Annotated in this window: 20 protein-coding genes; 3 read left to right on the top strand and 17 right to left on the bottom strand. The window is 45.8% G+C overall.

Annotation, left to right across the window (positions count from 1 at the left end):
- The first annotated feature begins 117 nt into the window (after window positions 1–117).
- On the top strand, window positions 118–852 hold the full coding sequence (locus J7E32_RS14750) for a hypothetical protein (protein ID WP_214908601.1): 735 nt from the start codon (window positions 118–120) through the stop codon (window positions 850–852).
- Between the two features lie 113 nt (window positions 853–965).
- On the opposite strand, the gene gatB is transcribed toward J7E32_RS14750, so the two are convergent.
- The 3 genes from gatB to gatC are packed head-to-tail and all read right to left on the bottom strand — an operon-like array spanning window position 966 to window position 4,166.
- Window positions 966–2,393 carry an Asp-tRNA(Asn)/Glu-tRNA(Gln) amidotransferase subunit GatB gene (gene gatB, locus J7E32_RS14745; RefSeq protein WP_214908598.1) on the bottom strand — a complete coding sequence of 476 codons (1,428 nt, stop codon included), beginning with the start codon at window positions 2,391–2,393 and terminating at the stop codon, window positions 966–968.
- A gap of 13 nt (window positions 2,394–2,406) precedes the next feature.
- Entirely contained in the window at window positions 2,407–3,864 is a 1,458-nt protein-coding gene (gatA, locus tag J7E32_RS14740) for an Asp-tRNA(Asn)/Glu-tRNA(Gln) amidotransferase subunit GatA (RefSeq protein ID WP_214908596.1), read from the bottom strand.
- Window positions 3,865–3,875: 11 nt separating this feature from the next.
- Window positions 3,876–4,166, bottom strand: coding sequence for an Asp-tRNA(Asn)/Glu-tRNA(Gln) amidotransferase subunit GatC (gatC, locus tag J7E32_RS14735; RefSeq protein ID WP_214908594.1), 291 nt, complete (start codon window positions 4,164–4,166; stop codon window positions 3,876–3,878).
- Between the two features lie 184 nt (window positions 4,167–4,350).
- Between gatC and J7E32_RS14730 the strand changes: the two genes are divergently transcribed.
- On the top strand, window positions 4,351–4,746 hold the full coding sequence (locus J7E32_RS14730) for a hypothetical protein (protein WP_214908592.1): 396 nt from the start codon (window positions 4,351–4,353) through the stop codon (window positions 4,744–4,746).
- A 72-nt stretch (window positions 4,747–4,818) separates the two neighbouring features.
- Here the strand turns inward: J7E32_RS14730 and J7E32_RS14725 are convergent, their stop codons facing one another.
- From J7E32_RS14725 to pruA, 6 genes are all read right to left on the bottom strand, one after another.
- Window positions 4,819–5,418: a TetR/AcrR family transcriptional regulator gene (locus J7E32_RS14725; protein WP_286183274.1), complete on the bottom strand. Its 600-nt coding sequence runs from the start codon at window positions 5,416–5,418 to the stop codon at window positions 4,819–4,821.
- Window positions 5,399–6,715, bottom strand: a complete 1,317-nt coding sequence (locus J7E32_RS14720) for an MFS transporter (RefSeq protein ID WP_286183272.1) — start codon at window positions 6,713–6,715, stop codon at window positions 5,399–5,401. Before J7E32_RS14720 ends, J7E32_RS14725 begins: the two co-directional genes overlap by 20 nt.
- A gap of 153 nt (window positions 6,716–6,868) precedes the next feature.
- Complete coding sequence (locus J7E32_RS14715; RefSeq protein ID WP_214908588.1) at window positions 6,869–7,315, bottom strand: YueI family protein; 447 nt, start codon at window positions 7,313–7,315, stop codon at window positions 6,869–6,871.
- Window positions 7,316–7,592: 277 nt separating this feature from the next.
- On the bottom strand, window positions 7,593–8,873 hold the full coding sequence (aceA, locus tag J7E32_RS14710; protein ID WP_214908586.1) for an isocitrate lyase: 1,281 nt from the start codon (window positions 8,871–8,873) through the stop codon (window positions 7,593–7,595).
- Window positions 8,874–8,919: 46 nt separating this feature from the next.
- On the bottom strand, window positions 8,920–10,515 hold the full coding sequence (aceB, locus tag J7E32_RS14705; protein WP_214908584.1) for a malate synthase A: 1,596 nt from the start codon (window positions 10,513–10,515) through the stop codon (window positions 8,920–8,922).
- A gap of 308 nt (window positions 10,516–10,823) precedes the next feature.
- Window positions 10,824–12,371 (bottom strand): L-glutamate gamma-semialdehyde dehydrogenase, encoded by a 1,548-nt coding sequence (pruA, locus tag J7E32_RS14700; RefSeq protein WP_214908582.1) that lies wholly within the window; start codon window positions 12,369–12,371, stop codon window positions 10,824–10,826.
- A gap of 358 nt (window positions 12,372–12,729) precedes the next feature.
- Here pruA and J7E32_RS14695 point away from each other — a divergent pair, with 358 nt between their 5' ends.
- On the top strand, window positions 12,730–13,188 hold the full coding sequence (locus tag J7E32_RS14695) for a DinB family protein (RefSeq protein WP_214908580.1): 459 nt from the start codon (window positions 12,730–12,732) through the stop codon (window positions 13,186–13,188).
- Between the two features lie 38 nt (window positions 13,189–13,226).
- Here the strand turns inward: J7E32_RS14695 and J7E32_RS14690 are convergent, their stop codons facing one another.
- The 8 genes from J7E32_RS14690 to J7E32_RS14655 form a co-directional block, all read right to left on the bottom strand.
- Window positions 13,227–13,694 (bottom strand): hypothetical protein, encoded by a 468-nt coding sequence (locus J7E32_RS14690; RefSeq protein ID WP_214908578.1) that lies wholly within the window; start codon window positions 13,692–13,694, stop codon window positions 13,227–13,229.
- Between the two features lie 97 nt (window positions 13,695–13,791).
- Window positions 13,792–15,009, bottom strand: coding sequence for a CamS family sex pheromone protein (locus tag J7E32_RS14685; protein WP_214908577.1), 1,218 nt, complete (start codon window positions 15,007–15,009; stop codon window positions 13,792–13,794).
- 195 nt (window positions 15,010–15,204) lie between these two features.
- Entirely contained in the window at window positions 15,205–17,211 is a 2,007-nt protein-coding gene (gene ligA / locus J7E32_RS14680; protein WP_214908575.1) for an NAD-dependent DNA ligase LigA, read from the bottom strand.
- Between the two features lie 225 nt (window positions 17,212–17,436).
- Window positions 17,437–19,704, bottom strand: a complete 2,268-nt coding sequence (pcrA, locus tag J7E32_RS14675; protein ID WP_286183270.1) for a DNA helicase PcrA — start codon at window positions 19,702–19,704, stop codon at window positions 17,437–17,439.
- Window positions 19,705–19,754: 50 nt separating this feature from the next.
- Window positions 19,755–20,441, bottom strand: a complete 687-nt coding sequence (gene pcrB, locus J7E32_RS14670; protein WP_214908571.1) for a heptaprenylglyceryl phosphate synthase — start codon at window positions 20,439–20,441, stop codon at window positions 19,755–19,757.
- A 478-nt stretch (window positions 20,442–20,919) separates the two neighbouring features.
- The gene (locus J7E32_RS14665) at window positions 20,920–21,234 is read right to left on the bottom strand and encodes a YerC/YecD family TrpR-related protein (protein ID WP_214908569.1); all 315 of its coding nucleotides are present in this window, start codon (window positions 21,232–21,234) and stop codon (window positions 20,920–20,922) included.
- A 28-nt stretch (window positions 21,235–21,262) separates the two neighbouring features.
- A complete protein-coding gene (locus J7E32_RS14660; protein ID WP_214908567.1) occupies window positions 21,263–22,303 on the bottom strand; it encodes a DUF3048 domain-containing protein in 1,041 nt (346 codons plus the stop codon).
- A 64-nt stretch (window positions 22,304–22,367) separates the two neighbouring features.
- Complete coding sequence (locus J7E32_RS14655; protein ID WP_214908565.1) at window positions 22,368–24,107, bottom strand: adenine deaminase C-terminal domain-containing protein; 1,740 nt, start codon at window positions 24,105–24,107, stop codon at window positions 22,368–22,370.
- Between the last annotated feature and the right edge of the window lie 4 nt (window positions 24,108–24,111).

Below are 24,111 nucleotides of genomic sequence, written 5' to 3'. Positions count from 1 at the left end.
CGATGCCACAGAGTTTTTTCTGTGGCATTTTTCTTTTCATATCGTCGAAAATATGACAGGAAATTACAATTAAAATGTAGAATTCTTTAAACAAAACTTAAGTCTGAGGGGAAAAGGATGAAAATTAAGCTATTAATCTACGGAACAGCTGCAGTCTTGATTTTAAGCGTGTTAATCGCCTTGGATCGCTACAAACTTTATAAAGAGGAAAAGCCCCCTGTAGCAATCATCACTGTAGATGGACAGGAGATTCCCTCCATCCTCGGCGAGTACAATTGGCATGGAACAAAAACCAAGAAAATAGACCCTATTAAATCCATGGCAGGCATGAACCCTTCTACGGTGAAGGAAAAAGAAACACTAGAAGTCTCGTTTCCTCCAGGGATTGAGTCTGCAAATATTACAATAAGCCAGGTTAACGCAGCTCCCGGCATGGAAAAGAAGAGAGTTGAAGGGGATAACATGTCCATCCCCAAAAGCCTCACTCAAGAAAGAATATACTTTAAGATACAAGCACAGTGGAAAAAAGATTACAGCACATATTATGTTAAAACCGATATAGAGGATCTGCCACCTTTTTATGACTTCCTTTCAAAGAATCCTGAGAAACTTTCCGTCCTGGCAATTGTTCCACGTGGAGAGTCAGAAAAGTATGACATTCCCGATGAAGTAAAGGAGAAGCTTGATTCCTTCCATATATCCGATGATATGGAAAGTCTGAAGAAGCAGTATCCTGAGCTGTTAACCAATGTAACTCCAGTTTACATGGTCTTTACTAGCGAGTTACACTCCCAGTCACTCCAAGATAAGGAAGCTTTGATCAACCGTGTGATGGATGATGGTTTGGACTGATAGATATAGCACTATATTATAGGTTATTATCCTACCTGATATATCGATTCCCTTCTCCCTTTCCCGGGAAATATCGACAAAAAAGCTGGCGATGTAATCGCCAGCTTTCGCTATTATCTCTTATTTAATTCTTCAACAAGCAATTTGTTTACCAGCGGCGGGTTCGCCTGGCCTTTTGTCGCTTTCATGATTTGTCCAACCAGGAAGCCTTTTGCCTTGTCCTTGCCGCCTTTGAAATCTTCTACTGATTGCGGGTTGGCGTCAATGATTTCGGTGATGATCTTAAGTAGTTCGCCTTCGTCAGATATTTGGACGAGTCCCTTCTCCTTGACGATTTTCTCTGGGTCGCCGCCGGTTTCGACCAATTCCTTGAAGACCTGTTTTGCGATTTTCGAGGAAATCGTGCCGTTCTCAATCAGCTGAATCAATCCGCCAAGACCTTCTGGAGTCAACGCTGTTTCGTGAAGCTCTTTCGATTCAGCCTTCAGATAGGCAGAGAACTCGCCCATCAGCCAGTTGGATGCCTGCTTAGGGTCGGCTCCTGCCTTTACAGCTGATTCAAAGAAATCAGCCATTTCTTTTGATACCGTTAGCACCTCTGCATCGTAAGCGGGCAGTCCCATTTCCTCGACATATCGCTTTTTGCGCTCGTCGGGAAGCTCAGGAATCTCGGCACGAACCCTCGCTTTCCACTCTTCATCGATAAAAAGATCAGGCAGATCGGGTTCAGGGAAATAACGATAGTCATCGGAGCCTTCTTTTACGCGCATCAGGATTGTCGTGTTATTCGCATCATCGTAACGGCGTGTTTCCTGCTGAATTTCACGGCCAGCGAGGATTTCCTGTTCCTGGCGTTTTTCCTCATATTCAAGTCCTTTGCGCACAAAGTTGAATGAGTTCAAGTTCTTCAGCTCAGTCTTTGTGCCAAATTCCTCCTGGCCAACAGGCCGGATCGAGATGTTCGCGTCGCAGCGGAGCGACCCCTCTTCCATCTTACAATCCGATACGCCCGTATACTGGATGATCGACTTCAGTTTCTCCAGATAAGCATACGCTTCATCCGGCGTGCGTATATCGGGCTCCGATACGATCTCAACAAGCGGCGTTCCCTGGCGATTGTAGTCAACGAGGGAATATCCATTGCCATGCGTTAGCTTTCCGGCATCCTCTTCCATATGGATGCGCGTGATGCCGATTTTCTTTTTATAACCATTAACCTCGATTTCGATCCAACCGTTCTCACCGATCGGCTTGTCGAATTGGGAAATCTGGTAAGCCTTCGGGTTGTCCGGGTAAAAGTAGTTCTTGCGGTCAAATTTCGTATGCTCCGCAATTTCGCAGTTCAAAGCCATAGCGGCTTTCATAGCGTAATCAACCGCTTTTTTATTCACAACCGGCAATACTCCCGGATAGCCAAGATCGATCACGCTTGTATTTGTATTCGGCTCAGCACCAAAATGGTTCGGACTCGCCGAAAAGATTTTTGATTCTGTTTTTAATTCAACATGGACCTCAAGCCCAATTACCGTTTCAAACTTCATCAATTTCACCCCTTTACAGCTCAGGTTGTTGTTTATGGAATTCAGTTGCCTGTTCGAATGCATGGGCAACCTTGTATACAGTGCTCTCGTCAAAATGACGTCCGATGATCTGCAAGCCAAGCGGCAGCCCTTTATCAAACCCGCACGGAACCGAGATTGCCGGCACGCCCGCAAGGTTCACCGGTATCGTCAGAATATCATTTACGTACATCGTCATTGGGTCTTTTGTGTTCTCGCCAATTTTGAATGCTGGCGTAGGCGCAGTCGGCCCAATGATGACATCATATTGCTCAAACACTTTTTCAAAGTCCTGCTTGATCAGCGTGCGGACCTTCTGTGCTTTTTTATAATAAGCATCATAATAACCGGAGCTAAGCGCAAACGTACCAAGCATGATTCGGCGCTTGACTTCCTCACCAAAGCCTTCCTCACGGGTCATCTTGTACATTTCAAGCAGATTCTCCGCATTTGGTGAACGGTAACCATAGCGAACACCGTCAAAGCGTGCAAGGTTCGCTGACGCTTCAGATGAAGACAGCAAGTAATAGGTCGCCAAAGCATACTTGGAGTGCGGCAGGGAAACCTCTTCCCAAGTCGCCCCCAGGCGCTCAAGAATGACAAGTGCGTCCATTACTGATTTACGGACTTCTTCATTCACACCCTCACCGAGGTATTCCTTCGGCACAGCAATTCTTAATCCCTTGATATCACCAGTCAAGGAACCAACATAATCAGGGATGTCCACGTTTGCGGAGGTTGAGTCCATTTCATCGTATCCTGCGATCGCTTTTAACAGAAAAGCATTGTCTTCTACATTTCGTGTGATTGGTCCGATCTGGTCCAAAGAAGAAGCAAATGCGATCAATCCAAAGCGTGAAACTAGCCCGTAAGTTGGCTTCATGCCTACCACTCCGCAGAAAGATGCCGGCTGGCGGATCGAACCGCCTGTATCCGAGCCAAGCGAGAACAACACTTCCCCAGCTGCAACAGATGCAGCCGAACCGCCGGATGAACCACCAGGTACCCTGTCAAGACTCCACGGGTTATAGGTCTTTTGGAAGCCAGAGTTTTCGTTGGATGAACCCATGGCGAACTCGTCCATATTCAGTTTGCCGATTGTCACCGTTTCCGCCTGTTTCAGCTTCTGGATGACTGTAGCATCGTAAATAGGATCAAAGTTTTCGAGAATCTTGCTCGCCGCCGTCGTGCGCAAACCCTTTGTGACGATATTGTCTTTGATGCCAATAGGCAAACCGTATAACTTGCTCGTTGGCTTGTTCTGGATGACCTTGTCGTCCAATGCCTTCGCCGCTGCCCTAGCATTTTCTTCATCTAATGTTAAAAATGCCTGGACCTTGCCGTCGACCGCGCCAATCCGCTTGTACGATTCATCAACCAGGTCCGTTACACTTAAATCTCTTTTATGTAAAAACTCATGAAGCTCCGAAATCTTATGTTCAAATAAACTCATCGCCGATCCTCCTACTCCATAATTCCTGGCACTTTGATCTGGCCATCCTGGTGCTCAGGCGCATTCTTCAAAACCTCTTCACGCGGCAGACCCTCTTTAGCACGGTCCTCACGCATCACATTCTTTATTTCAAGCACATGTGCAGTCGGCTCAACATTGTCCGTATTCAGCTCATTCAACTGCTCGGCATATGTAATGATTTTATCCAGCTGCTCCGTCAGCATTTGCGCTTCCTCTTCTGTAATCGCCAATCTCGCCAGGTGTGCGACATGCTTCACCTGCTCCTCAGAAATCCTTGACATAAAAGCACCTCCATCATAAATCGTCAGACAATAATAATAATGATCATAGCAAAGTTTTACACGTTAAAGCAATACAAGCCTTGCTGTTTGTACTATTTTAACATGTGGGGTTAGTGATCGCAGGAAAGAAGACTATTTTGTAGAATATTTAATGATATAAAATGAAATGTGAGATGATTTGATTGTGAAACGGATATTTATAGCCTTTTGCTTGTTGTTGACCGCATGCAGCGACCCTTCCCCGTTAAAATCGGATATCGAGGTAAAAATCAATGAACTGTTCGGTACCAAATTCGGCCTTCTCGACCAGGTCTATATTCAATCTGAAGGAAAATCACTGACAGTATTAAATCCAAGAGAGTTTTTAGGCTATCTGGAGGGAGCAGAAAAAACAGCAGGCAAGGAAATTTCCGGCCCAATTGCCATTGTGTTAAAAACTTCTTCAGGTATGAAGGAGTACAGCAAAGAACAAACCATTGAAGAGTTAAGCTTTGACCCTGATAAAAACATGATTTGCAATGAGGATATTTGCTACAAAACCTCGGTGGAACTTGCGGATCTCATCGATTCTCTTAAATAGAGAGGAGAATGGTGGATAACACCATTCTCCAGGAACGTTTACGACAGTAAAAACAATACTGTTGCCATATCTTTAATCCTTGTCACCAATCCCTAAGGCCAGCTTCAAATACTCCACGAATAATACAGACTGCTCCTTGATTTTCAACTCTTCCTTCGATAACATAGCATGCTCTACTGCCAAGCCATCGATAAACGAAATGATTGAACGGGCAATGATCTGATGATCAAACCTGATGCTAAATTCGCCACTCTTTTGGCCATGTTCAATAATCGTCGCATATATTTTCAAGCCATTGTGGTATCGTACTTTCCCATATTCTCTTCTATGGTCATCATTTCTTCCTATGATGAAAAACTCAAGTTTTGCCGGAGATAATGGATCCATATCATCATCAGGCTTCCCATCCTCGCCAAAGATGATTTGCATGAGCATATCCCAGTAAGATGTTGCATTTTCCTTTACCATATCCAATGTCTCATCTAACTCCATGGCTAATAATTCTTCCAAGATCGTTTCAAACACTGCTTCCTTACTTGAAAAATACTGATACAGCCCGCCCCTGCTGATATTTGCCGCATCCATTATGTGCTTCATTGTGGCTCGCTCAAAACCATGCTCAATGAAAACCTCCTTTGCTGCCTTCAAAATATCAGCTCGACGCTGTTCCATGTGCTCCTGACTGACCTTCGGAGACATTTTCTCTCCCCCGTTCTATTTTGCTCTTAAAGATTAAACCAACGATCGAAACTGCCACCAGCATTAAGCCAGTAATCACAAATGTCGGGATGACTCCCAGTATGGTCGCAAGCAACCCGCCAGCCAGTGGCCCAATAATCGTCGCAGTGGTGGTCACGCTATTCAAAACGCCAAATACCCTGCCTGTCATGTGTACCGGAGTATCCATCTGTACAGCAGCCTGGAAAGGAATGAATACTAATCCAGCTGCAAAGCCAGCAACCAATCCCAAAGCAGGTCCCCATAAAACGGGAAGCGTTAAGTCCATTCGTGTCAATACTGCCATCATACTAAAACTGATGCCTATCCCACAAACTCCAATAAACATCAGAATGAGAGCATTATACTCGGTTTTTTTAACCAACAGTAATCCTGTAAAAAACATTCCCAGACCTGATGCAGTTACAATATAACCAAACAGATCAGGCGAGGCATTCGATAGTTCCCTCAGTAACACGATGATCTGTGAGTCGGACAGCTGTAAAATCAACAGGCTGATCCCTAATACCGTAATCCCAACAATCAAGAAACGATTTCCCCGGATAAACTGGATTCCTTCCCTGAAATCCTCTTTAAAAGAAGCTCCTCCACGTTTATCTGATTCTATTGATATTGAAGCCGCTGCCTTTGGTAAAGCTAACAGCAGAATCGCTGAAATGACGAAGGTGCCGGAATCGATAAAGAATACCATCTTAGTCCCAAAAGCCGAGACCAGCAGGCCGCTCAATAAAGGTCCTAACACCTTCGTCCCGGAATCAATCATGGACGTAATGGACATGGCACTTTTCATATTTTCTTGTTCAATCAGTTCTTTAAGCTTACCATTCTTCGCCGGGACAAATACAGCTGAGAGCATCCCGACCATGAACAAGCAAATATAGACAATCCATAGAGAATCAGCAAATGCAAGAATTAGGATCAGCCCTGCTCTGACCACGTCTGAAAATACCATGATCGCCTTTCTGTTAAATCGGTCAGCAACCGTTCCAGTGAATGGTCCAAGCAGTGCCATTGGGACAGCCAAACATAGAATGATAAAGGAAACTTCCATTGGGGAAGCCTCCCATTTCAAGCCCACCATCGTTATGATCGCAATCACACTCAACCAGTCACCAATACTTGATATTAACTGCGCAAGCATTAACGTAATAAACCCTTTATTTTTCAAAAGACCGCCCATTATCATCCCTCCATAATAAAACGACACCGATGTCGTTTTGGTTAACTTCATTATAAACGACACCAGTGTCGTTTATCAATACTTTTATAAAATTCAGGCTTTTCAAATTCATTAAAGCCTTAGTTTTATAGAATAAGAAATCAAAGCTGGCAGCGAAAGTGACCGTAAAAAAAAGAGCTAACCTAAAAGGCTGCTCTCTCGTCTCTATTTCCCGAATAACTTCCCAAAGCCAGATAGGAAACCCTTTTTCTTCTTGGCCGGCGCCGTTTGGATCACGGGTTTCTTTTTACCAAGATAAATTTCCTCTTTATCAATCGCATGGTGATGGGCTAAAACAAGTCCAAGCTCGGAATCATATTCCTTATTGGTCACGATCGTAAACTCGATGCCCCGTTTTTCAGCCGCTTTAATGTATTCCGATAAGTAAGGATATGAAATATTTCCGTTTAAAAAGAGGTGTGCTTCTCGGTTTTCATCCATAAGCTGCTCGACCTCAGGTTCTACGCCCTTTCTCATTACCTCTCCCTGCGTAAGCGCAATGACCACCCTTTCCCTTATTGTCGTAAGGAATCTCCTTCTTTCATCAGGCTTTGTCTGCTTAGCCCCATGGATTCCCTGCTGTAAATATTCATCCACTTTACTGTTGCCCATTTTCTTCCCTCCTTGTCTCACTTTCATACTGAACTTCAACTAGAACTCTCATAAATATTATGTATGATTCCGCCCAAAGGTCTGTGCTAGTTTAAGGTTAACCTATTTTAATCAAAAAAAACCTCCTCTTCAAGTGAAGAGAAGGACAAAAATAGGAGAATGCAAGGTGAAAAATCAAAAACTACTATGGTGAATCCCCGCCTGAGTTGGAGGGCCCAGGCGGAGAGAAAACCCGTTTAGTTCGGACGGTATTTCGGTACCCGGCTGCTAAATCGGATCAAGAAGTAGTAAACTGTGCTTCTTCCGTAGATCCTTTTAGCGCTGTGGTTGAGGAAGTTCCGCCTGAAATAACCATTGAAACATCATCGAAGTAGCCTGTTCCGACTTCGCGCTGGTGTCTTGTAGCTGTGTAGCCAAATTGTTCGCTATCGAACTCGGCTTGCTGCAGCTCCGAGTATGCAGCCATGCCGCGCTCTTTGTAGCCGCGAGCCAGTTCGAACATGCTGTGGTTCAATGCGTGGAAGCCAGCAAGTGTAACGAACTGGAACTTGTAGCCCATCTTGCCAAGCTCGACCTGGAACTTCGCGATTGTCTCGTCATCCAGCTTCTTTTTCCAGTTGAAGGATGGCGAGCAGTTGTAAGCTAACAGCTTGCCAGGGAACTTCTCATGGATTGCTTCTGCGAAACGGCGAGCTTCATCCAAATCCGGCTCAGACGTTTCACACCAGACGAGGTCAGCATACGGAGCATACGCAAGACCGCGGGCAATCGCCTGGTCAAGGCCAGCCTTCACGCGGAAGAATCCTTCAGGCGTCCTGTCGCCAGTGATGAACGGTGCATCATATGGATCGACATCGCTAGTGATCAAATCTGCTGCATTCGCATCAGTACGGGCAACGATCAGTGTTGGCGTACCCATGACGTCAGCTGCAAGTCGGGCGGCAATCAAGTTGCGTACTGCTGTCTGTGTCGGAAGGAGTACTTTTCCGCCAAGGTGACCGCATTTCTTTTCAGAAGAAAGCTGGTCCTCGAAGTGCACGCCTGCTGCTCCCGCTTCGATCATGCCTTTCATCAATTCGAAAACATTCAGCTGGCCGCCAAATCCTGCCTCAGCATCCGCCACGATTGGTGCGAACCAGTCGATCGAATTGTCTCCCTCACTATGAGTGATCTGGTCAGCACGCTGCAAAGCTTGATTGATGCGCTTAACAACAGCAGGTACGCTGTTCGCCGGGTACAAGCTCTGGTCAGGATACATATTCCCGGAAAGGTTCGCGTCCGCTGCAACCTGCCATCCGCTCAGGTAAATTGCCTTCAAGCCCGTTTTTACCTGCTGGACAGCCTGGTTGCCAGTCAGAGCACCAAGAGCGTTAACGAAATCTTCCTCATGTACAAGCTTCCACAGCTTCTCCGCACCGCGGCGTGCCAGTGTATGTTCAATATCAATCGATCCGCGAAGCTTGATGACATCCTCCGCCGTATAAGTTCTTTCCACTCCAGCCCATCTGCTATCCATTTCCCAGCTTTCCTGCAACTTCTTCACACGATCTTGAGTCATTTTTCGTTCCTCCTAATGTTTGTTTTTATATGAATCTATCAATCTATTAAGCTAAAGCCTGATACCCAGGCAATGTTAAAAATTCAACAAACTCATCATTTAAAATCAACTCATCAAACAGCTCTGCTGCCTGCTCGAATTTCCCGGTTTCAAATACCTCTTCGCCGACTTCCAGCTTGATTTTCTCAAGCTCCTCTTCCTTCAGCTCATGGTACATTTCGACCGTTACTTTGCGGCCATCCTCAAGAACTCCTTTAGGATGACGAATCCATTGCCAAAGCTGAGCGCGGGAAATCTCTGCTGTTGCCGCATCCTCCATCAGATTATGGATTGGCGCTGCACCGCGACCATTCAGCCAGCTGGCCACGTACTGGATGCCGACATTGATGTTCATTCGTACACCGGCTTCTGTTATAGTGCCCTCTGGTACAGCAAGCAGGTCAGCTGCCTTAACCTCAACATCCTTTTGCTTACCGGAATCAATCTGGTTTCGTTCAGGCATTTCCCTGTTGAATGCCTCAAGTGCTACCGGTACCAGCCCTGGATGTGCAACCCATGTACCATCATGGCCGTCGCGGGCTTCGCGTTCTTTATCAGCGCGTACCTTTGCGAAGGCTTCAGCATTTGCTTCCTCGTCATTTTTGATTGGAATTTGTGCCGCCATGCCGCCCATTGCCGGTGCCTTGCGGCGGTGGCAAGTCTGGATCGTCAGCAACGAATAGGATCTCATAAATGGAACCGTCATTGTGACCTGTGAGCGATCCGGTAAAATCACATCATCCTGTGAGCGCAGTTTTTTCAGATAGCTGAAAATATAATCCCAGCGTCCGCAGTTCAAGCCAGCGGAGTGTTCCTTCAGTTCATATAGAATCTCATTCATTTCAAATGAAGCCAAAATCGTTTCAATCAAAACAGTTGCTTTAATCGTTCCCTGTGGAATGCCGAGATGGTTCTGTGCATAAACGAACACATCATTCCATAGGCGCGCTTCTAGGTGGCTTTCCATCTTGGGAAGGTAGAAGTATGGGCCTGTGCCCTGCTCCACCAGCTTTTTCGCATTATGGAAAAAGTACATCGCGAAATCGAATAATCCGCCGGATATCGGTTTGCCATCGAGCAATACATGTTTTTCTTCTAGGTGCCAGCCTCTTGGGCGAACCATTAAAACAGCTGTTTCTTCATTCAATTGATACTTTTTTCCGTTAGGATTTTCAAAAGAGATTGTCCGGTTGACAGCATCCCTCAGATTGATCTGGCCTTCTACAATCGCTTCCCATGTCGGCGAAGTGGAATCTTCGCAGTCTGCCATAAAAATCTTCGCTCCGGAATTGAGCGCATTGATGACCATCTTCCTGTCTGTCGGCCCTGTGATCTCGACTCTGCGATCCTGCAGGTCTCTCGGCAGCGGTGCAATAGTCCAATCACTTTCACGGATATGCTTCGTCTCCGGCAAAAAGTCCGGTAGCTTGCCTCCGTTGATTTCCTCCTGGCGCTTTTCCCGAGCCGCCAGCAATTCCACCCGACTCTCCCCAAAATGCCTTTCAAGCCGCTCTACAAAATCAAGAGCCTCTGGTGTCAAAATTTCTTCGTATCCTTTTTTCATGCTGCCTATAATTTCAATTCCTGTAGTTTGTGTCGACATTTACTGCCTTCACCCCTTTGTTATAGTACAGTATCGATAACTCTAATATGTATTATATAACAGACAATTTAGATTGCAACTATTTTGTTAAATTTTTCTGAAAAATTTTTAAAATAGGGCTATAGCCCTTATTCCATAAATAGGTAGACGGTGCAATTATGCTTATGAAGCGTGCCAATTATGTAGTCTGAACGTGCAATTCTTCCTCTTTTCGGTGCAATTAGAAGCTAGAACGGGGCAATTAGTGGTATCTACCGTGCAATACAAAAAATCCCCCTCTCAAACGAGAAGGGGATTCAAAGTCTGTATTAGTACATTTCAGAAGTAGTCTTAGCTTGCATGTGCAGAAGCAGATAGTCTGGTCCGCCAGCTTTTGAATCTGTTCCTGACATGTTGAAGCCGCCGAATGGCTGGTAACCAACGATTGCGCCTGTGCAGCCGCGGTTGAAGTAAAGGTTTCCGACATGGAAATCTTCACGCGCCTTCTGGATGTTTTCACGGTTGCGCGTGATAACTGCTCCAGTCAAACCATATTCAGTGTTGTTCGCGATTTCAAGCGCATGGTCGAAGTCCTTCGCTTTTGCGAATGCGACAACTGGCCCGAAGATTTCTTCCTGCATGATGCGAGCTTTTGGATCCACATCAGCAAATATTGTTGGCTTGATGAAGTAGCCTTTTGAGCTGTCTCCTTCGCCGCCAGTCATCAAACGGCCTTCTTCCTTGCCGATTTCGATGTAGCTCATGATCTTATCAAATGCACCCTGGTCATTCACTGGACCCATGAACGTGCTTTGATCTGTTGGATCGTCAAGCTTAAGTTCGTTTGTAAGCTCAACTACACGGTTAAGAACCTGGTCATAAACATCTTCTACGATAACCGCACGTGAACATGCAGAGCACTTCTGGCCTGAAAAGCCGAAAGCAGAAGCAGTAATTGCTTGAGCAGCCAATTCAAGATCAGCGTCTTTGTCGACAACCATTGTGTCTTTTCCGCCCATTTCAGCTACTACGCGCTTAAGCCAGATTTGGCCTTCGTTCAGCTTGGATGCGCGCTCGTTAATGCGCAGACCAACGTCACGTGAACCTGTGAAGCTGATGAAGCGAGTGTCTTTGTGGTCAACAAGATAGTCGCCCACTTCTGCGCCGCTTCCCGGTACGAAGTTAAGGACACCCGCAGGCAGACCTGCTTCTTCCATAACTTCAACGAACTTAGCTGCAACAACTGGAGTAGTTGAAGCTGGCTTCAAAAGAACTGTGTTTCCTGTAACAATCGCTGCCACAGTTGTACCAGCCATGATTGCCAACGGGAAGTTCCATGGAGAAATGATGACTCCCACTCCTAGAGGGATGTAATCATAACGGTTATATTCATTTGGACGGCTTTCTACTTTCACGCCCTCTTTGATTCTTAGCATTTGGCGAGCATAGTACTCAAGGAAATCGATTGCTTCTGCTGTATCAGCATCTGCTTCGTTCCATGGCTTACCAGCTTCTTTTGTTAAAAGCGCTGAGAATTCATGCTTGCGGCGGCGAATGATCGCAGCAGACTTGAATAATACATCTGCACGTGTTTCAGGCTTTACTTTTTTCCAAGTCTTGAACGCTTCGACAGCAGCCTGCATCGCTTTTTCAGCTAGATCGCGGTTTGCTTTTGATACGCGTCCAATAACTTCTTCTTTATTGGATGGGTTGTAAGATACAATCTTGTCTTCTGTAGAAATTCTCTCTCCGCCAATCACCAAGTCATAATCCTGGCCAAGATAGCCTTCTACAGTTTTCAATCCTGTAAGATATCCTTCACGGTGTTCCTCATCTTTAAAATTCGTGAAAGGCTCGTGTTTGTATGGCTGAACCATTCTATCCCCTCCTATGTATTAAAACGTTTTCATTCCTTTCCCATTCTATCATGAGAATCTCATAGTGTTCAATGACAACGTATTAGCAAGTCTTGGATTGCGAATTTTCTTGATTTTTATTATGCCAATATTATAATTAGGCCGACTTTTGGGGCTTGTTACAGAGTTGGTCGATATATTGGTGAATCTGGTCGATATAATCGAAAAAGTGGTCGATATATTCAGAAATGTGGTCGATATATTCAGATTTTCGCCAATAAAAGTATCATAGTAATAAATTCACTCTAATTAACAGCAGGTGAATCCCCTTAATCTAGCGAATATTACCCTATCATTCAAAAAAGGAGTCTATTTATAGATGAAAAAGCGGCATGAAGTGTTGTTTAATCAACTGGAAACCTATCGCAGCTATATTTTAGGTGTGGCGGATACGGTTTCTGACGAGGATATGGAGAAAATTCCTGCTGGATTCAATAATAATATCCGCTGGAACCTTGGGCACATTTATCTTGATCAATATTTATGGATCCAGGCGGTGACAAAGGAGCCGGCAGATGTCCCGGAAGGGTTTAAATCATGGTTTGGCTACGGCACCTCTCCGGCCAATTTTACCGAGGAAACACCTAATGTCAGTGAGTTAAAAGAGTTGCTGAAAACCCAGACAGCCAGAATAAAAGACTCATATGGCGAGCGCCTGGAAGAGGTATTCGCACCAACCGAAATGGGCATGCATACAATCGAGCAAGTCTTGGTGAGGACGATTTTCCATGAAGGCATGCATTTGCAGACAATCCTTGATATAAAAAAATGCATTTAAAAAGCAAAGAACCCCGGCTCTTTGCTTTTTCCATTCCTCTACTTCAACTTTTCGGCGACCTCGGATTCTACTTCTTTACTCAATTTTTTGAAATGAATGGATGGGTAATCCAGGGCTTTCATCTCTGCAAAATAAGGAAACATTGCTTTAACGTCATCGGCGTAAAAGCTCCCATCTCTCGGTAGGGTATGGCCGGTTACTTTGAATGTCCCCTCGCTTCGGTCTACCTTTAACACCATTGGCACTGACATTCCCGAACCATGCTCAACTTCGGCACCTTCTTTGTAATACTCCTCAATCAATGCCCATAAGTAAATCTCACCCTTCTCTTCATTGGTGGCAAGTATTTCATACGCATTGAATATTTCGCCGCCAAAATTCGGGTCCATCACTTCTTGACTTATGTATCTTTCAATTTCCTGTTCATCTTCTTCAGACACTGCCATGTTTGAACATCCTGCCAGCAACAAAAACATTACTATTAAACTCAGAACTTGTTTCTTCACTACTTTCCACCTCCTTGAAAATAGGACGATGAAACAGTTAAATTCGATACACCTTTCCATAAAAAAAGCAAAGAGCACCTCGGCTCTTTGCTTCTCCTTACTGATAAATATGCACAAATGGTTCATCCTGATCCGGTTTCTTGACGATTAAGGCTTCTTGTCCCAGCACAGAGGATACGCTGACCTGTACGGACATATAGTTAGGGAAATGCTCCATCACCAGTCCCGTTACATACTGGGTGAATCCAATCGCTTCAGCTTCTCCGTAAAACTGGATAGGTATTTCGATATTCAATTCCTGCAGCTGGCCATCCAGGTAAAAGCCTTTGCCGATGACGCCGTTAAAGTTAGGGAAATATTCCTCAACATCCTGCTTGAAGTTCTGGAAGAATGTCAGGTCATCCCTGTGATCCTTCTCCGCCTCGGCGGATGGGAAAAGAATGTACTTTTCTTTTACATCTTTCCAGCTGCCGATATTATTGCTTCCCTGTGAAACTTCTGCATATGTGAAAAAGTTACCCGGGACAACAGAAGATCGGCTTTCCTGTTCGAACAATCCGATTGTAATCGGTACATTTTTCAACTCATCGATCCCTCTTAGCCTGTTTACGACTTCCTGGGCGATTTTCTTCCCTTCCGCTTCAAGAACTTTGCGCGAAATGTTTTTTTCAAAAACTGCTCCATAAGCTTCCTCACGGTAATAATGGACGGAATTCAGCGCCAGCCCGATTGCAATTCCGCCAAGCTGGTACGTATCTTTTTCCCCAGATTGGACGAGATAATTATGCTCGAGGATATGGGCAAGGTAAATGGGATTCTTTTCATTCCGTTCGTGGGCATCTCCCTTGCCAGGATCCGCAGGGTTCAGGCCCAGGTTATTCACTACGACCTTCTTATTAATTTTTTCTTTTTTATACTTAGCCTCTAATTCTTTTTTCTTAGCCTCTACCTGAGCCGGGGTCATTTCACGTTCCAGCCAGGACGCAACGGAGCTGCCATCTAGATACTGGCCTTCCTTGAAAACGTACTTATCTGTGGAAAACGTATTTTGCGCAATCCGCATCAGACCTGTCTCAAATTCGGTAATGTCATAGCGGGTATTCAGATTGTTGACGACCATACCTCGAGCTTCCCCTGGCTCGAACGGCATGATGGTACGGTAATATTTGTCCGAAATCTTGTATTTCGGGATAATCGCTTTTTCCTTTGTATCATCATCCTTCTCCTGGACGACCTCTTCCTGCTTTTGAAAATTAGGGGCACAGGCCGTCAGCAAAAGGACAAGAGATAGAGCGACCATTGAGAGCTTCCTCATGGCGTGTACACCTCTTATCTATTAGCTTTTTTCGCAGTCATTGCAGCTTTACGATCACATATTAATAACCGCATTCCATAAGGTATCGGGCGCTTTTCAAGGAGACTTCCAAACCGGAGATGCAGAAATATAAGTAAAAACCCAAAAGCTGGTTTTTACTCTGGATGTGAAAGCAACAAAGCTTACGAAAATAGCTTATTTATTTAATTCTTCAAGCATTCTCTCCTCATTCCACACTTCAATCCCAAGGCTTTCTGCTTTTGTCAGTTTCGAACCTGCGTCTTCACCTGCAATGACTAAATCGGTTTTCTTGCTGACGCTGCCGGCAATATTGCCGCCGAGCGCCTCGATTTTTTCTTTTGCCTCGTTTCGGCCCATTTGCTCGAGCTTCCCGGTTAACACGATTGTTTTACCGGCAAAAAATGAATCTGATTCTTCTGCTGTAACCTTCTTTGGACCTTTGTATTCCATATTGACGCCAACAGCCTTCAGTTCGGAAACCAGTTCCTTGACTTCATCGTTGTCAAAATAAGTGACGATGGAGTCGGCCATTTTATCGCCGATTTCGTTGATAGCTGTCAATTCTTCCTTCGTTGCCTGCATCAATCTATCCATCGTGTCGAATTCCTGCGCCAATGTCTTCGCGGCTTTTGCGCCAACAAGGCGGATTCCGAGACCAAACAAAAGCTTCTCCAATGAATTATCCTTCGTCGCTTCAATCGCTGAAAGCAAATTGTTGACGGACTTCTCGCCCATTCGCTCAAGAGCCAGCAGCTGCTCGCGAGTCAGCTTATAAATATCAGCAACATCCTTGATCAACTCTTCTGCAAACAGTTGGCTGACCACTCTTTCTCCGAGACCGTCGATGTTCATCGCATCACGGGAAACGAAGTGGATCAGGCCTTCCCTGATTTGTGCCGGGCATTTCGGGTTGATACAGCGAAGTGCTACTTCCCCTTCAATCCTGACAAGCTCGCTGCCGCATTCAGGGCACTCTGTAGGCATATGGAATTCAACTTCATCGCCCGTCCGCTGCTCGGCAAGGACATTGACGACTTCCGGAATAATATCTCCGGCTTTTTTGATGACGACTTTGTCACCGATTTTAATATCTTTTTCACGGATCAAATCTTCATTATGCAAGGATGCACGTCCAACAGTTGTACCTGCAACCTGTACAGGTTCAAGGATGGCCGTTGGCGTTACGACTCCAGTCCGGCCAACACTTAACTCGATATCCTTCAATGTCGTTACGACTTCCTCGGCAGGAAACTTATATGCGATAGCCCAGCGAGGACTTTTTGCCGTCGTTCCAAGCTCAGCCTGCTGATCAAGTGAATCGACCTTGATGACGATCCCGTCAATATCATACGGAAGATCTGGGCGCTTTTCGACCCAGCTGTTCACATACTCAATGACCCCTTCAATGCTGTCAACTTTCCGTCGTTCTTTATTCGCTTTGAATCCCAGCTTTTCCAGATAATCAAGTCCCTCGCTATGCGCGCGGATGCCGGTATCACCGACATTTGCAATTCCATACAGGAACACATCAAGATTTCTTGATGCGGCTATCTTTGGATCAAGCTGGCGAAGGGAGCCGGCAGCCGCATTGCGCGGGTTCGCAAATGGCTCTTCTTCTTTTTCTTTTCTCGCTTTATTCAATGCTTCAAAGGATTTCTTCGGCATGAACGCCTCTCCGCGTACTTCAAGCGAAACCTGCTCTTTCAGTTTGATAGGCAAAGAACGGACCGTCTTAAGGTTAGACGTAATATCCTCACCAGTCGTTCCATCACCGCGAGTCGCACCTCGTACGAGCAGCCCGTCTTCATAAATAAGCGAAACTGCCAGACCGTCAATCTTCAGCTCGCAAACATAAGAAACATTGTCGCCGACACCCTGGCGGACACGGCGGTCAAAATCGCGAAGGTCCTGCTCATCGAAGGCATTGCCAAGACTCAGCATTGGAATAGCATGCTGGACCTTGTTGAACATCGTCAAGATCTCGCCGCCAACCCGCTGTGTAGGAGAGTCAGGAGTCTGCAGTTCAGGGAATTGCTCCTCGATTTCAATCAATTCCCTCAGAAGCCGGTCATATTCCGCATCCGGAACCGACGGCTGATCAAGAACATAGTACTCATAAGCATATTGATTCAGCAGATTTTGCAAATCCTTGGCTTTTTTCTCAGCACTCTGAAAATCCATAAATCCAGCCCTTTCATAACCGAAAAGCTCAGGGCGCCTTGGTCAGCCCCCGACAAGCGCTGACCGCCTATAGCGCCACATCGCGTGGCTGGCGGTTCTCGCATGTCCTGTGCTTCAGAGTATCTGGCAGTCAAGTCGTTCTTTGACTTCATTGGCAGGGCCGAAGCGAATCGAGGGGCTGGGCACTTGAACTATACAGTAATTTAATTGTATGAATGATCTACTTTAAGCCTTCGTAATCGGTGCGAACTTGGCAAGCAATCGCTTGATGCCTGTTGGGCTTGGGAATGCGATATCGAGCTCCATTCCTTCTCCTGCCCCTTTTACGCTGACAACGGTTCCTGTTCCCCATTTGCCATGCTGAGCTTTGTCGCCAACCTTCCATTCGATCCCTTCACCGCCGCTGGCTGCAGCAACCGGTCGAGATACAGCACCGCGTGCAGGGATTGACGGTCTTGCTGAAGTGCCTGGTCTGCCGCCGCTTGTTGGAGTTGGTCTGCCACCGCTTGTTGGTGCAGGCCTTCTTACTTTTGGCACGGCGTCTTCAACCAAATCAGCCGGGATTTCCTTAATGAACCGTGATTCGGGGTTCATATTCGTACGTCCGAAAAGGGTGCGCATCTGTGCATTCGTGATAAACAATTCTTCTTCAGCACGGGTGATTCCCACGTAGGCAAGACGGCGTTCTTCCTCCATCTCATCCTCTTCCATCAAGGAGCGGCTGTGCGGGAATACTCCCTCTTCCATTCCAATGAGGAAGACGACCGGGAACTCAAGACCCTTTGCTGAGTGCAATGTCATCAATGTGACGAAATCTGTTTTTTTCTCGCCGTCATCATCCAGGCGGTCTATATCTGCAACTAGTGCCAAATCCGTCAGGAATGCGACCAGGCTCTTATCTTCGCTGCTTTCTTCAAAGCTTTTTGTTACGGTTAAAAATTCATCTATGTTTTCAAGTCGGCTCTGTGACTCAATTGATTTTTCCGCCTTCAGCATGTCACGGTAGCCTGTTTTATCAAGGACTTCCTCCACCAGCTCAGTCACCGAAAGGTATTCCTGCTGGTGAGTGTAATTGCTGACCAGGTTGCGGAATTCTGCCGCAGCTTTTTCCGCCTTTGGGCTCAGTCCGATCATTTCAATTGTCTCCAAGGCCTGGAACATCGACAGGTCATGCATTGTTGCAAAGTTAGCGATTTTATCGATAGATGTCGATCCAATCGCGCGCTTCGGAACATTGATGATCCTCTGCAAACTGATATCATCGTCCGGGTTCGAAATCAGACGCAGATAAGCAAGGATGTCCTTGATTTCTTTTCTGTCATAGAACTTGATTCCGCCGACGATTGAGTAATCGATGTTCGACTTTAGGAAAGATTCCTCAATCACACGGGACTGGGCGTTCGTACGATAGAGAATCGCGATATCAGACAGCTTGCGGCCATTGTGGATCTGTTCCTGGATTTTGCCGATAACGAACTGCGCTTCACCCTTTTCGCTGTCCGCACGGTAGTACATGATTTTGTTGCCCTCCGGATTTTCTGTCCACAGGTTTTTCGGCTTTCGGTTCATATTGTTCTGGATGACCATATTCGCCGCCAGCAAAATCTTCTTCGTCGAGCGGTAATTCTGCTCAAGCAAGATCACGCTTGCCCTTGGGTAGTCCTTTTCAAATGAAAGGATGTTCGCAATGTCGGCACCGCGCCAGCGATAGATCGACTGGTCGGAGTCACCGACGACACAAAGGTTCTGGAATCTTTGCGCAAGCAATTTTACCAGCATGTATTGGGCCCTGTTCGTATCCTGATACTCATCGACATGGATGTATTGGAACTTGCGCTGGTAATATTCCAGCACTTCCGGCACGCGGATGAACAGCGTGATCGTCGTCATGATCAGATCATCAAAATCGAGCGCATTATTTTTGCGCAGCCTGCGCTGATACTCCGTATACACATCGCTGACCTTCTGGGAAAAGTAATCCCCCGCCGTCTTCGCATATTCCTCCGGCGTGATCAATTCGTTCTTCGCCGAGCTGATTGTTCCAAGGATCGCACGTGGATCATACTTTTTAGGATCCATATTCTTGTCCTTCAAAATCGACTTGATGACAGATTGCTGGTCAGTCGAATCAAGAATCGTGAAGTTTCGGTTGTAGCCGAGACGGTCGATGTCCCTGCGCAAAATCCTTACACACATCGAGTGGAAAGTTGAAATCCAGATATCATCTGCCGCTCCGCCCATCATCTTCTGGATCCTCTCGCGCATCTCGCGCGCTGCTTTATTCGTAAACGTAATCGCAAGGATGTTATAAGGGTTTACCCCTTTTTCCACCATTAAATACGCAATCCTGTGTGTTAAAACTCTTGTTTTACCAGAGCCAGCGCCAGCCATTAAGAGCAGCGGTCCATCCACTGTCCTGACAGCCTTCTGCTGCTCCGGGTTCAAGCCATTCAATAATTTATCCGTTAAAAATTGCACACTCTTCACCACCATACAAACATTTGTTCTTATTTTATCTCATAAAATCCTTATATACAACTTCGTTATTTCTTTATTGCAGCAACTGTCTTCAATGCCTCATCAAGGTTGCTGTAAACAACATTCCCGACCACGATGACATCGGCATGCTTGGCCATTTCTTCAGCCTGCTGTGCTGTTTCGATCCCGCCGCCGTAAAATAGGACAGTTTTCTCGAGAACGCCCTTAGCTGCTTCGACATATTCAGGATTGCCGTATGTTCCGCTGTATTCCAAATAGAAAATCGGCAGGTTGAACATTTTTTCCGCCATCATCGCATATGCCCGTACATCATCAATTGAAAGATCTGTCTTCGCATCAGTCAGCTTTGCCGCCTTGCAATCCGGATTGAGGATGCAATAGCCTTCCATTTTTAGCTCGTCCCAATCCATCAGGTCGCCATACTCCTTGACCGCTTCATGGTGCAATCCAGTAATCCACTGCGGATTGCCGCTGTTCAATACCGTTGGGATAAAATAAAAATCAAATCCCGGCGTGATCGAATCGATCGTCGAAACCTCGAGAATGCATGGAACTGTATAGCGGCGGACGCGGGACATCAAATCCAGGACGCCTTCAAGAGTGACACCATCCGTGCCTCCGACCATGATCCCGTCGGTTCCAGACTCGCAAATTCTATCTAATTCTTCATCAGTTATCTCTTTATTTGGATCGAGTTTGAACACATGTCTCCACTCGCGAACATCGTACATCCCAGAATTGCCCCCATTCTATATATCCATTCCATCATTATAGCATTTGTTGTCTGTATATAAAAAAGGAAACATGTGAGAAAAGCGTCCCTAATGTTGGAACGCTTTTTGAGAAAAGTTATAAATCTCGATGCTCGTATTGTTCGGTGAATAATCGTGAAATTTCATTGGAGAAAATGAAAATTTAGTAGCGAACTGGAAATCCACCAATATTTTCAGCAGTTTTTTGTTGAGTTGGGTAATCTTTTACGATCAGAGTAGGCTGATGTAATGAAGAATTCATTTTTTATAGCGAAAAATTCCTTTTTATAGCGAAAATCTAATTATTATAGCGAAATTTTCTTTTTTATAGCGAAAAAAAATTTTTTATAGCGGAATTTTCTTTTTTATAGCGAACTGGAAATTATCTGCGATTTTTTCCAATTACTCAGCGCATAAAAAAGAACGGAACCATACCTGGTTCCGCCCTCATTAAAAACTATTTAGCTTTTTCAGCGTTTTCCTCTTCTTTCAAACGTTCCAGCGCCATTTCGTACGCGTCGTTTCCGTAATTCAGGCATCGTTTGACACGGGAAATTGTTGCCGTGCTCGCGCCTGTTTCGGTCTCGATTTTATGATAGGTCTTGCCCTCACGCAGCATGCGGGCAACTTCAAGGCGCTGTGCCAGCGACTGGATTTCGTTCACTGTCGCCAGGTCGTCGAAGAAGCGATATGCTTCGTCGAGATCTTTCAGCGATAAAATCGCCTTGAATAATTGATCGAGTTCTTTTCCTCTTAATTTATCAATTTGCATATAGTCTACCCCTTAATTCACTCAAATTTTATTGTTGAGAGTCGAATGAGACATCGCTGATTGATGGGACAATGTTGATCCATGTTTTCCCGGGAACGAAACCAGCTTTAGCCCCATCCTTGTAGGGGATGATCCTGCCAGCTTCATTTTTCCATTGTATCTCATTCACTTTTCCCTTTTGGAACAGGTATCCCTTGCCACCGGATTCCATATCGATGACTCTGCGGCCTGCACTATCAATTACCTGATGGTCCATTTGTACGACAAGGATATTGTCGAGCAGAACAGGATCCTTCGTTTCAAGGTCAACGGTTTCTTCACTGCCATTAAAACGGTGGTATTTCTGCTCATCAGCGTCGTATTCATAGATCGCATCGAACGACGGAGAACCGTACTTTACCATGAATTCCCCAGCCGGAGTGCCTTCGAGGACATCAGCTTCCTCACTGCTCAAGAATACTGCAGCAGCCGGTGCTTCATCAAGTGCGTAGCCTCTCGTTTCCGCTCCCTTCACAATATTCTTATAGGTGATATAAGAATTATGAGGTGCCTTCCGAAAATCGGCCCTTTTGAACAGTGTTCCATCGTATTGCATTCCGTTGATGTTATCGATCGCTCCGCTTTCGAGCATTTCTTTCGCTTCAGGGCTATAGCCATGGGCGATGAAAAAACTGTCAAAACCGGATGCCAGGTCAATGAAGTATTCCCTCGCACTGCGGACCGGTCCTATTTTTTCAGGATGTTCGCTTTGAAAAATCGCCACGAACCTTGTAACATCTCCTTCTGCAAGGACCTCGTGAACGACGTCAGCTTTGTGAAGACCGGATTGCGGACGCGCCTTTGGATGGTTATTGACCACCACGGCCACCGCCCGGTCAGAGCTCTCCTCGGCAGTCCCGACTCCAGTGAGCGGGAATTGATACGGCAGTTCCTCCGGAGCGACAACCTCGTCTACTTTAATCTCTTTTTCTTTATGTTCTGTTGCTTCTTTTTTCTCTGTCTCTTTACTGCTGCATCCGGCGGTAAGCACCATCGCGGCCGCCAGCACAGCGATCCATTTTTTTCTCATTTTCGCCACCCCTTGATCTCCAAGTTCGATCATGGCTGTCTATCTCTAGATGCACTGTTATATTTTAACGCATTATCGTTGGAAAGAGTACCGTTTTTTTCATCACATCATAGATGCCCTCTTGTGTGATCCGGATATATGGCAAATGCGTTGAACTGAAGAATAATAATGAATAAATCGGATCGGCGAATTTATAGCCTGCTTCCTTTAAATATTCAAACAGCTTCTTCTCCTCCGCCATCAGCTCTGTCACTGGATGGCTGGACATGATACCCTGCAGCCTCAATTGAATCTCCTTGACCGGCACACCATTTTCACAGGCAACAATCCCCCCGCCGAGTTCCTTCATCCTGTTGAAAGCAGCCACCATATCCTGCTTACTTTTACCAATCAGAATAATATCGCCGGTATTGGAAAACGAGCTTGCCAGCCCCTGCAGATTCGTCGCAAAGCCCTTCAGCATTGTATTTATGCGCCATTTACCATGACGGTCGATCAGCATGAAAAAGCACTCATCATGCTTTGATGATAATTCCTCGGCAGACACATCAATAGAAATCGAATAAGGCTTCGTAATGACCGAATTCTCCATCTTGATCCCGAATGGCATCGAGAACTGCATATCATCCATCGTCAGATCCCAGTCCAATTTAAGCGGCTCAAAGCCCATTTCGGACCAGTCCATTTCTTTCGCTGCATCTATTGCTTCACCATCACGCTTCACCCACTGGCCTTTTGCGAGCACAGACACAGGTGTCGGGTTCATGTCATCACTTAAAATATTGATGTTCGCTACCCGTCCTGTTGCGATATTGCCGTGCAAATGCTCGAAATTATAATAACGCGCGACGTTGATTGTTGCCATATTATAAGCATCGATGACGGGAACGCCTTTTTCAATTGCAATCCTAATCAGCTCATCCATCACGCCATTTTCATAAAAAGCGGTCGATGATCCATCTGTCGTCATCATGAAACGGTCGTACACCGCAATATCCAGTTCGTGGATTTCATCCAGCAGCTTCGGCAAATCCGGTCGGATCGATGAATGCCTCAATGACACCATATATCCCTGCATCAGCCTTCTGCGGACTTCCTCACCTGTCATTGCCTCATGGTCACAGTCCGCGCCGAAAAGCATCATTTTCGCGAGCGTCTTTTCCGATGCACCAGGGAAGTGCCCCTCGATTTTCTTGTGATGGCGCTTCGTTTCCTGCATCCAATGAAGAATCATGTCGTCGCCATTCATCAGCTTCGGCCAGCATGTCAGCTCCCCGCCCTGGACGACATTCTCATGCTCAAGCCAGGCCCTGACATTGCTGTTGGAGAATACCTCTTCCTCATGCTGGATTTCAGTCTGCGCATCAAAACGGCACCACCAGTACATCGTGACCGGATTGTCATTCAGCTCATTGATAAAAGAAAACGCTTTCTTTTTTCCTAATTGTAAAGCCAGCACCATATTGTCATTAATCAGCGTCGTCGTCCCCGTCTGCGATGCATAGGCAGCGAAAGAATGGGGATTATAAAGTTGAAATGGGTGGGCATGAGGTTCAATATAGCCCGGCACCAGCTTCATCCCGGTGCAATCCACCATTTCACATTGCTTTGTATTTTCAGGCAGGTTTTCACCAACATACACAATCCTGTCATTGTAAATCCAAATGTTCGCAGTCATCCACTTGCGGAATGTCTGGTTCAAATATGTCGCATTCTTCAATAAGACCGTCGGTGAAAGGGTGCCGTCCAAAACAGCAGCATGGTCGCGCAATTGTTTGTTTTTCCATCGATAACGTTGTTCCATACCA

The sequence above is a fragment of the Bacillus sp. ISL-55 genome, assembly GCF_018613155.1.
Classification (GTDB): domain Bacteria; phylum Bacillota; class Bacilli; order Bacillales; family Cytobacillaceae; genus Mesobacillus.
Note: the sequence above shows the minus strand (reverse complement) of the source record. Positions and strands in the feature narration are given on the sequence as shown.

What these genes read in the sequence shown, in the direction of transcription:
- pruA (WP_214908582.1), bottom strand. Translation starts at nt 12,371, where the DNA reads ATGGTTCAGCCATACAAACACGAGCCTTTCACGAATTTTAAAGATGAG.
- J7E32_RS14660 (WP_214908567.1), bottom strand. Translation starts at nt 22,303, where the DNA reads ATGAGAAAAAAATGGATCGCTGTGCTGGCGGCCGCGATGGTGCTTACC.
- J7E32_RS14695 (WP_214908580.1), top strand. Translation starts at nt 12,730, where the DNA reads ATGAAAAAGCGGCATGAAGTGTTGTTTAATCAACTGGAAACCTATCGC.
- J7E32_RS14720 (WP_286183272.1), bottom strand. Translation starts at nt 6,715, where the DNA reads ATGAAGTTAACCAAAACGACATCGGTGTCGTTTTATTATGGAGGGATG.
- aceB (WP_214908584.1), bottom strand. Translation starts at nt 10,515, where the DNA reads ATGTCGACACAAACTACAGGAATTGAAATTATAGGCAGCATGAAAAAA.
- gatA (WP_214908596.1), bottom strand. Translation starts at nt 3,864, where the DNA reads ATGAGTTTATTTGAACATAAGATTTCGGAGCTTCATGAGTTTTTACAT.
- J7E32_RS14750 (WP_214908601.1), top strand. Translation starts at nt 118, where the DNA reads ATGAAAATTAAGCTATTAATCTACGGAACAGCTGCAGTCTTGATTTTA.
- gatB (WP_214908598.1), bottom strand. Translation starts at nt 2,393, where the DNA reads ATGAAGTTTGAAACGGTAATTGGGCTTGAGGTCCATGTTGAATTAAAA.
- aceA (WP_214908586.1), bottom strand. Translation starts at nt 8,873, where the DNA reads ATGACTCAAGATCGTGTGAAGAAGTTGCAGGAAAGCTGGGAAATGGAT.
- ligA (WP_214908575.1), bottom strand. Translation starts at nt 17,211, where the DNA reads ATGGATTTTCAGAGTGCTGAGAAAAAAGCCAAGGATTTGCAAAATCTG.
- J7E32_RS14685 (WP_214908577.1), bottom strand. Translation starts at nt 15,009, where the DNA reads ATGAGGAAGCTCTCAATGGTCGCTCTATCTCTTGTCCTTTTGCTGACG.
- J7E32_RS14725 (WP_286183274.1), bottom strand. Translation starts at nt 5,418, where the DNA reads ATGGAACAGCGTCGAGCTGATATTTTGAAGGCAGCAAAGGAGGTTTTC.
- J7E32_RS14665 (WP_214908569.1), bottom strand. Translation starts at nt 21,234, where the DNA reads ATGCAAATTGATAAATTAAGAGGAAAAGAACTCGATCAATTATTCAAG.
- pcrB (WP_214908571.1), bottom strand. Translation starts at nt 20,441, where the DNA reads ATGTACGATGTTCGCGAGTGGAGACATGTGTTCAAACTCGATCCAAAT.
- J7E32_RS14715 (WP_214908588.1), bottom strand. Translation starts at nt 7,315, where the DNA reads ATGGGCAACAGTAAAGTGGATGAATATTTACAGCAGGGAATCCATGGG.
- pcrA (WP_286183270.1), bottom strand. Translation starts at nt 19,704, where the DNA reads ATGGTGGTGAAGAGTGTGCAATTTTTAACGGATAAATTATTGAATGGC.
- gatC (WP_214908594.1), bottom strand. Translation starts at nt 4,166, where the DNA reads ATGTCAAGGATTTCTGAGGAGCAGGTGAAGCATGTCGCACACCTGGCG.
- J7E32_RS14655 (WP_214908565.1), bottom strand. Translation starts at nt 24,107, where the DNA reads ATGGAACAACGTTATCGATGGAAAAACAAACAATTGCGCGACCATGCT.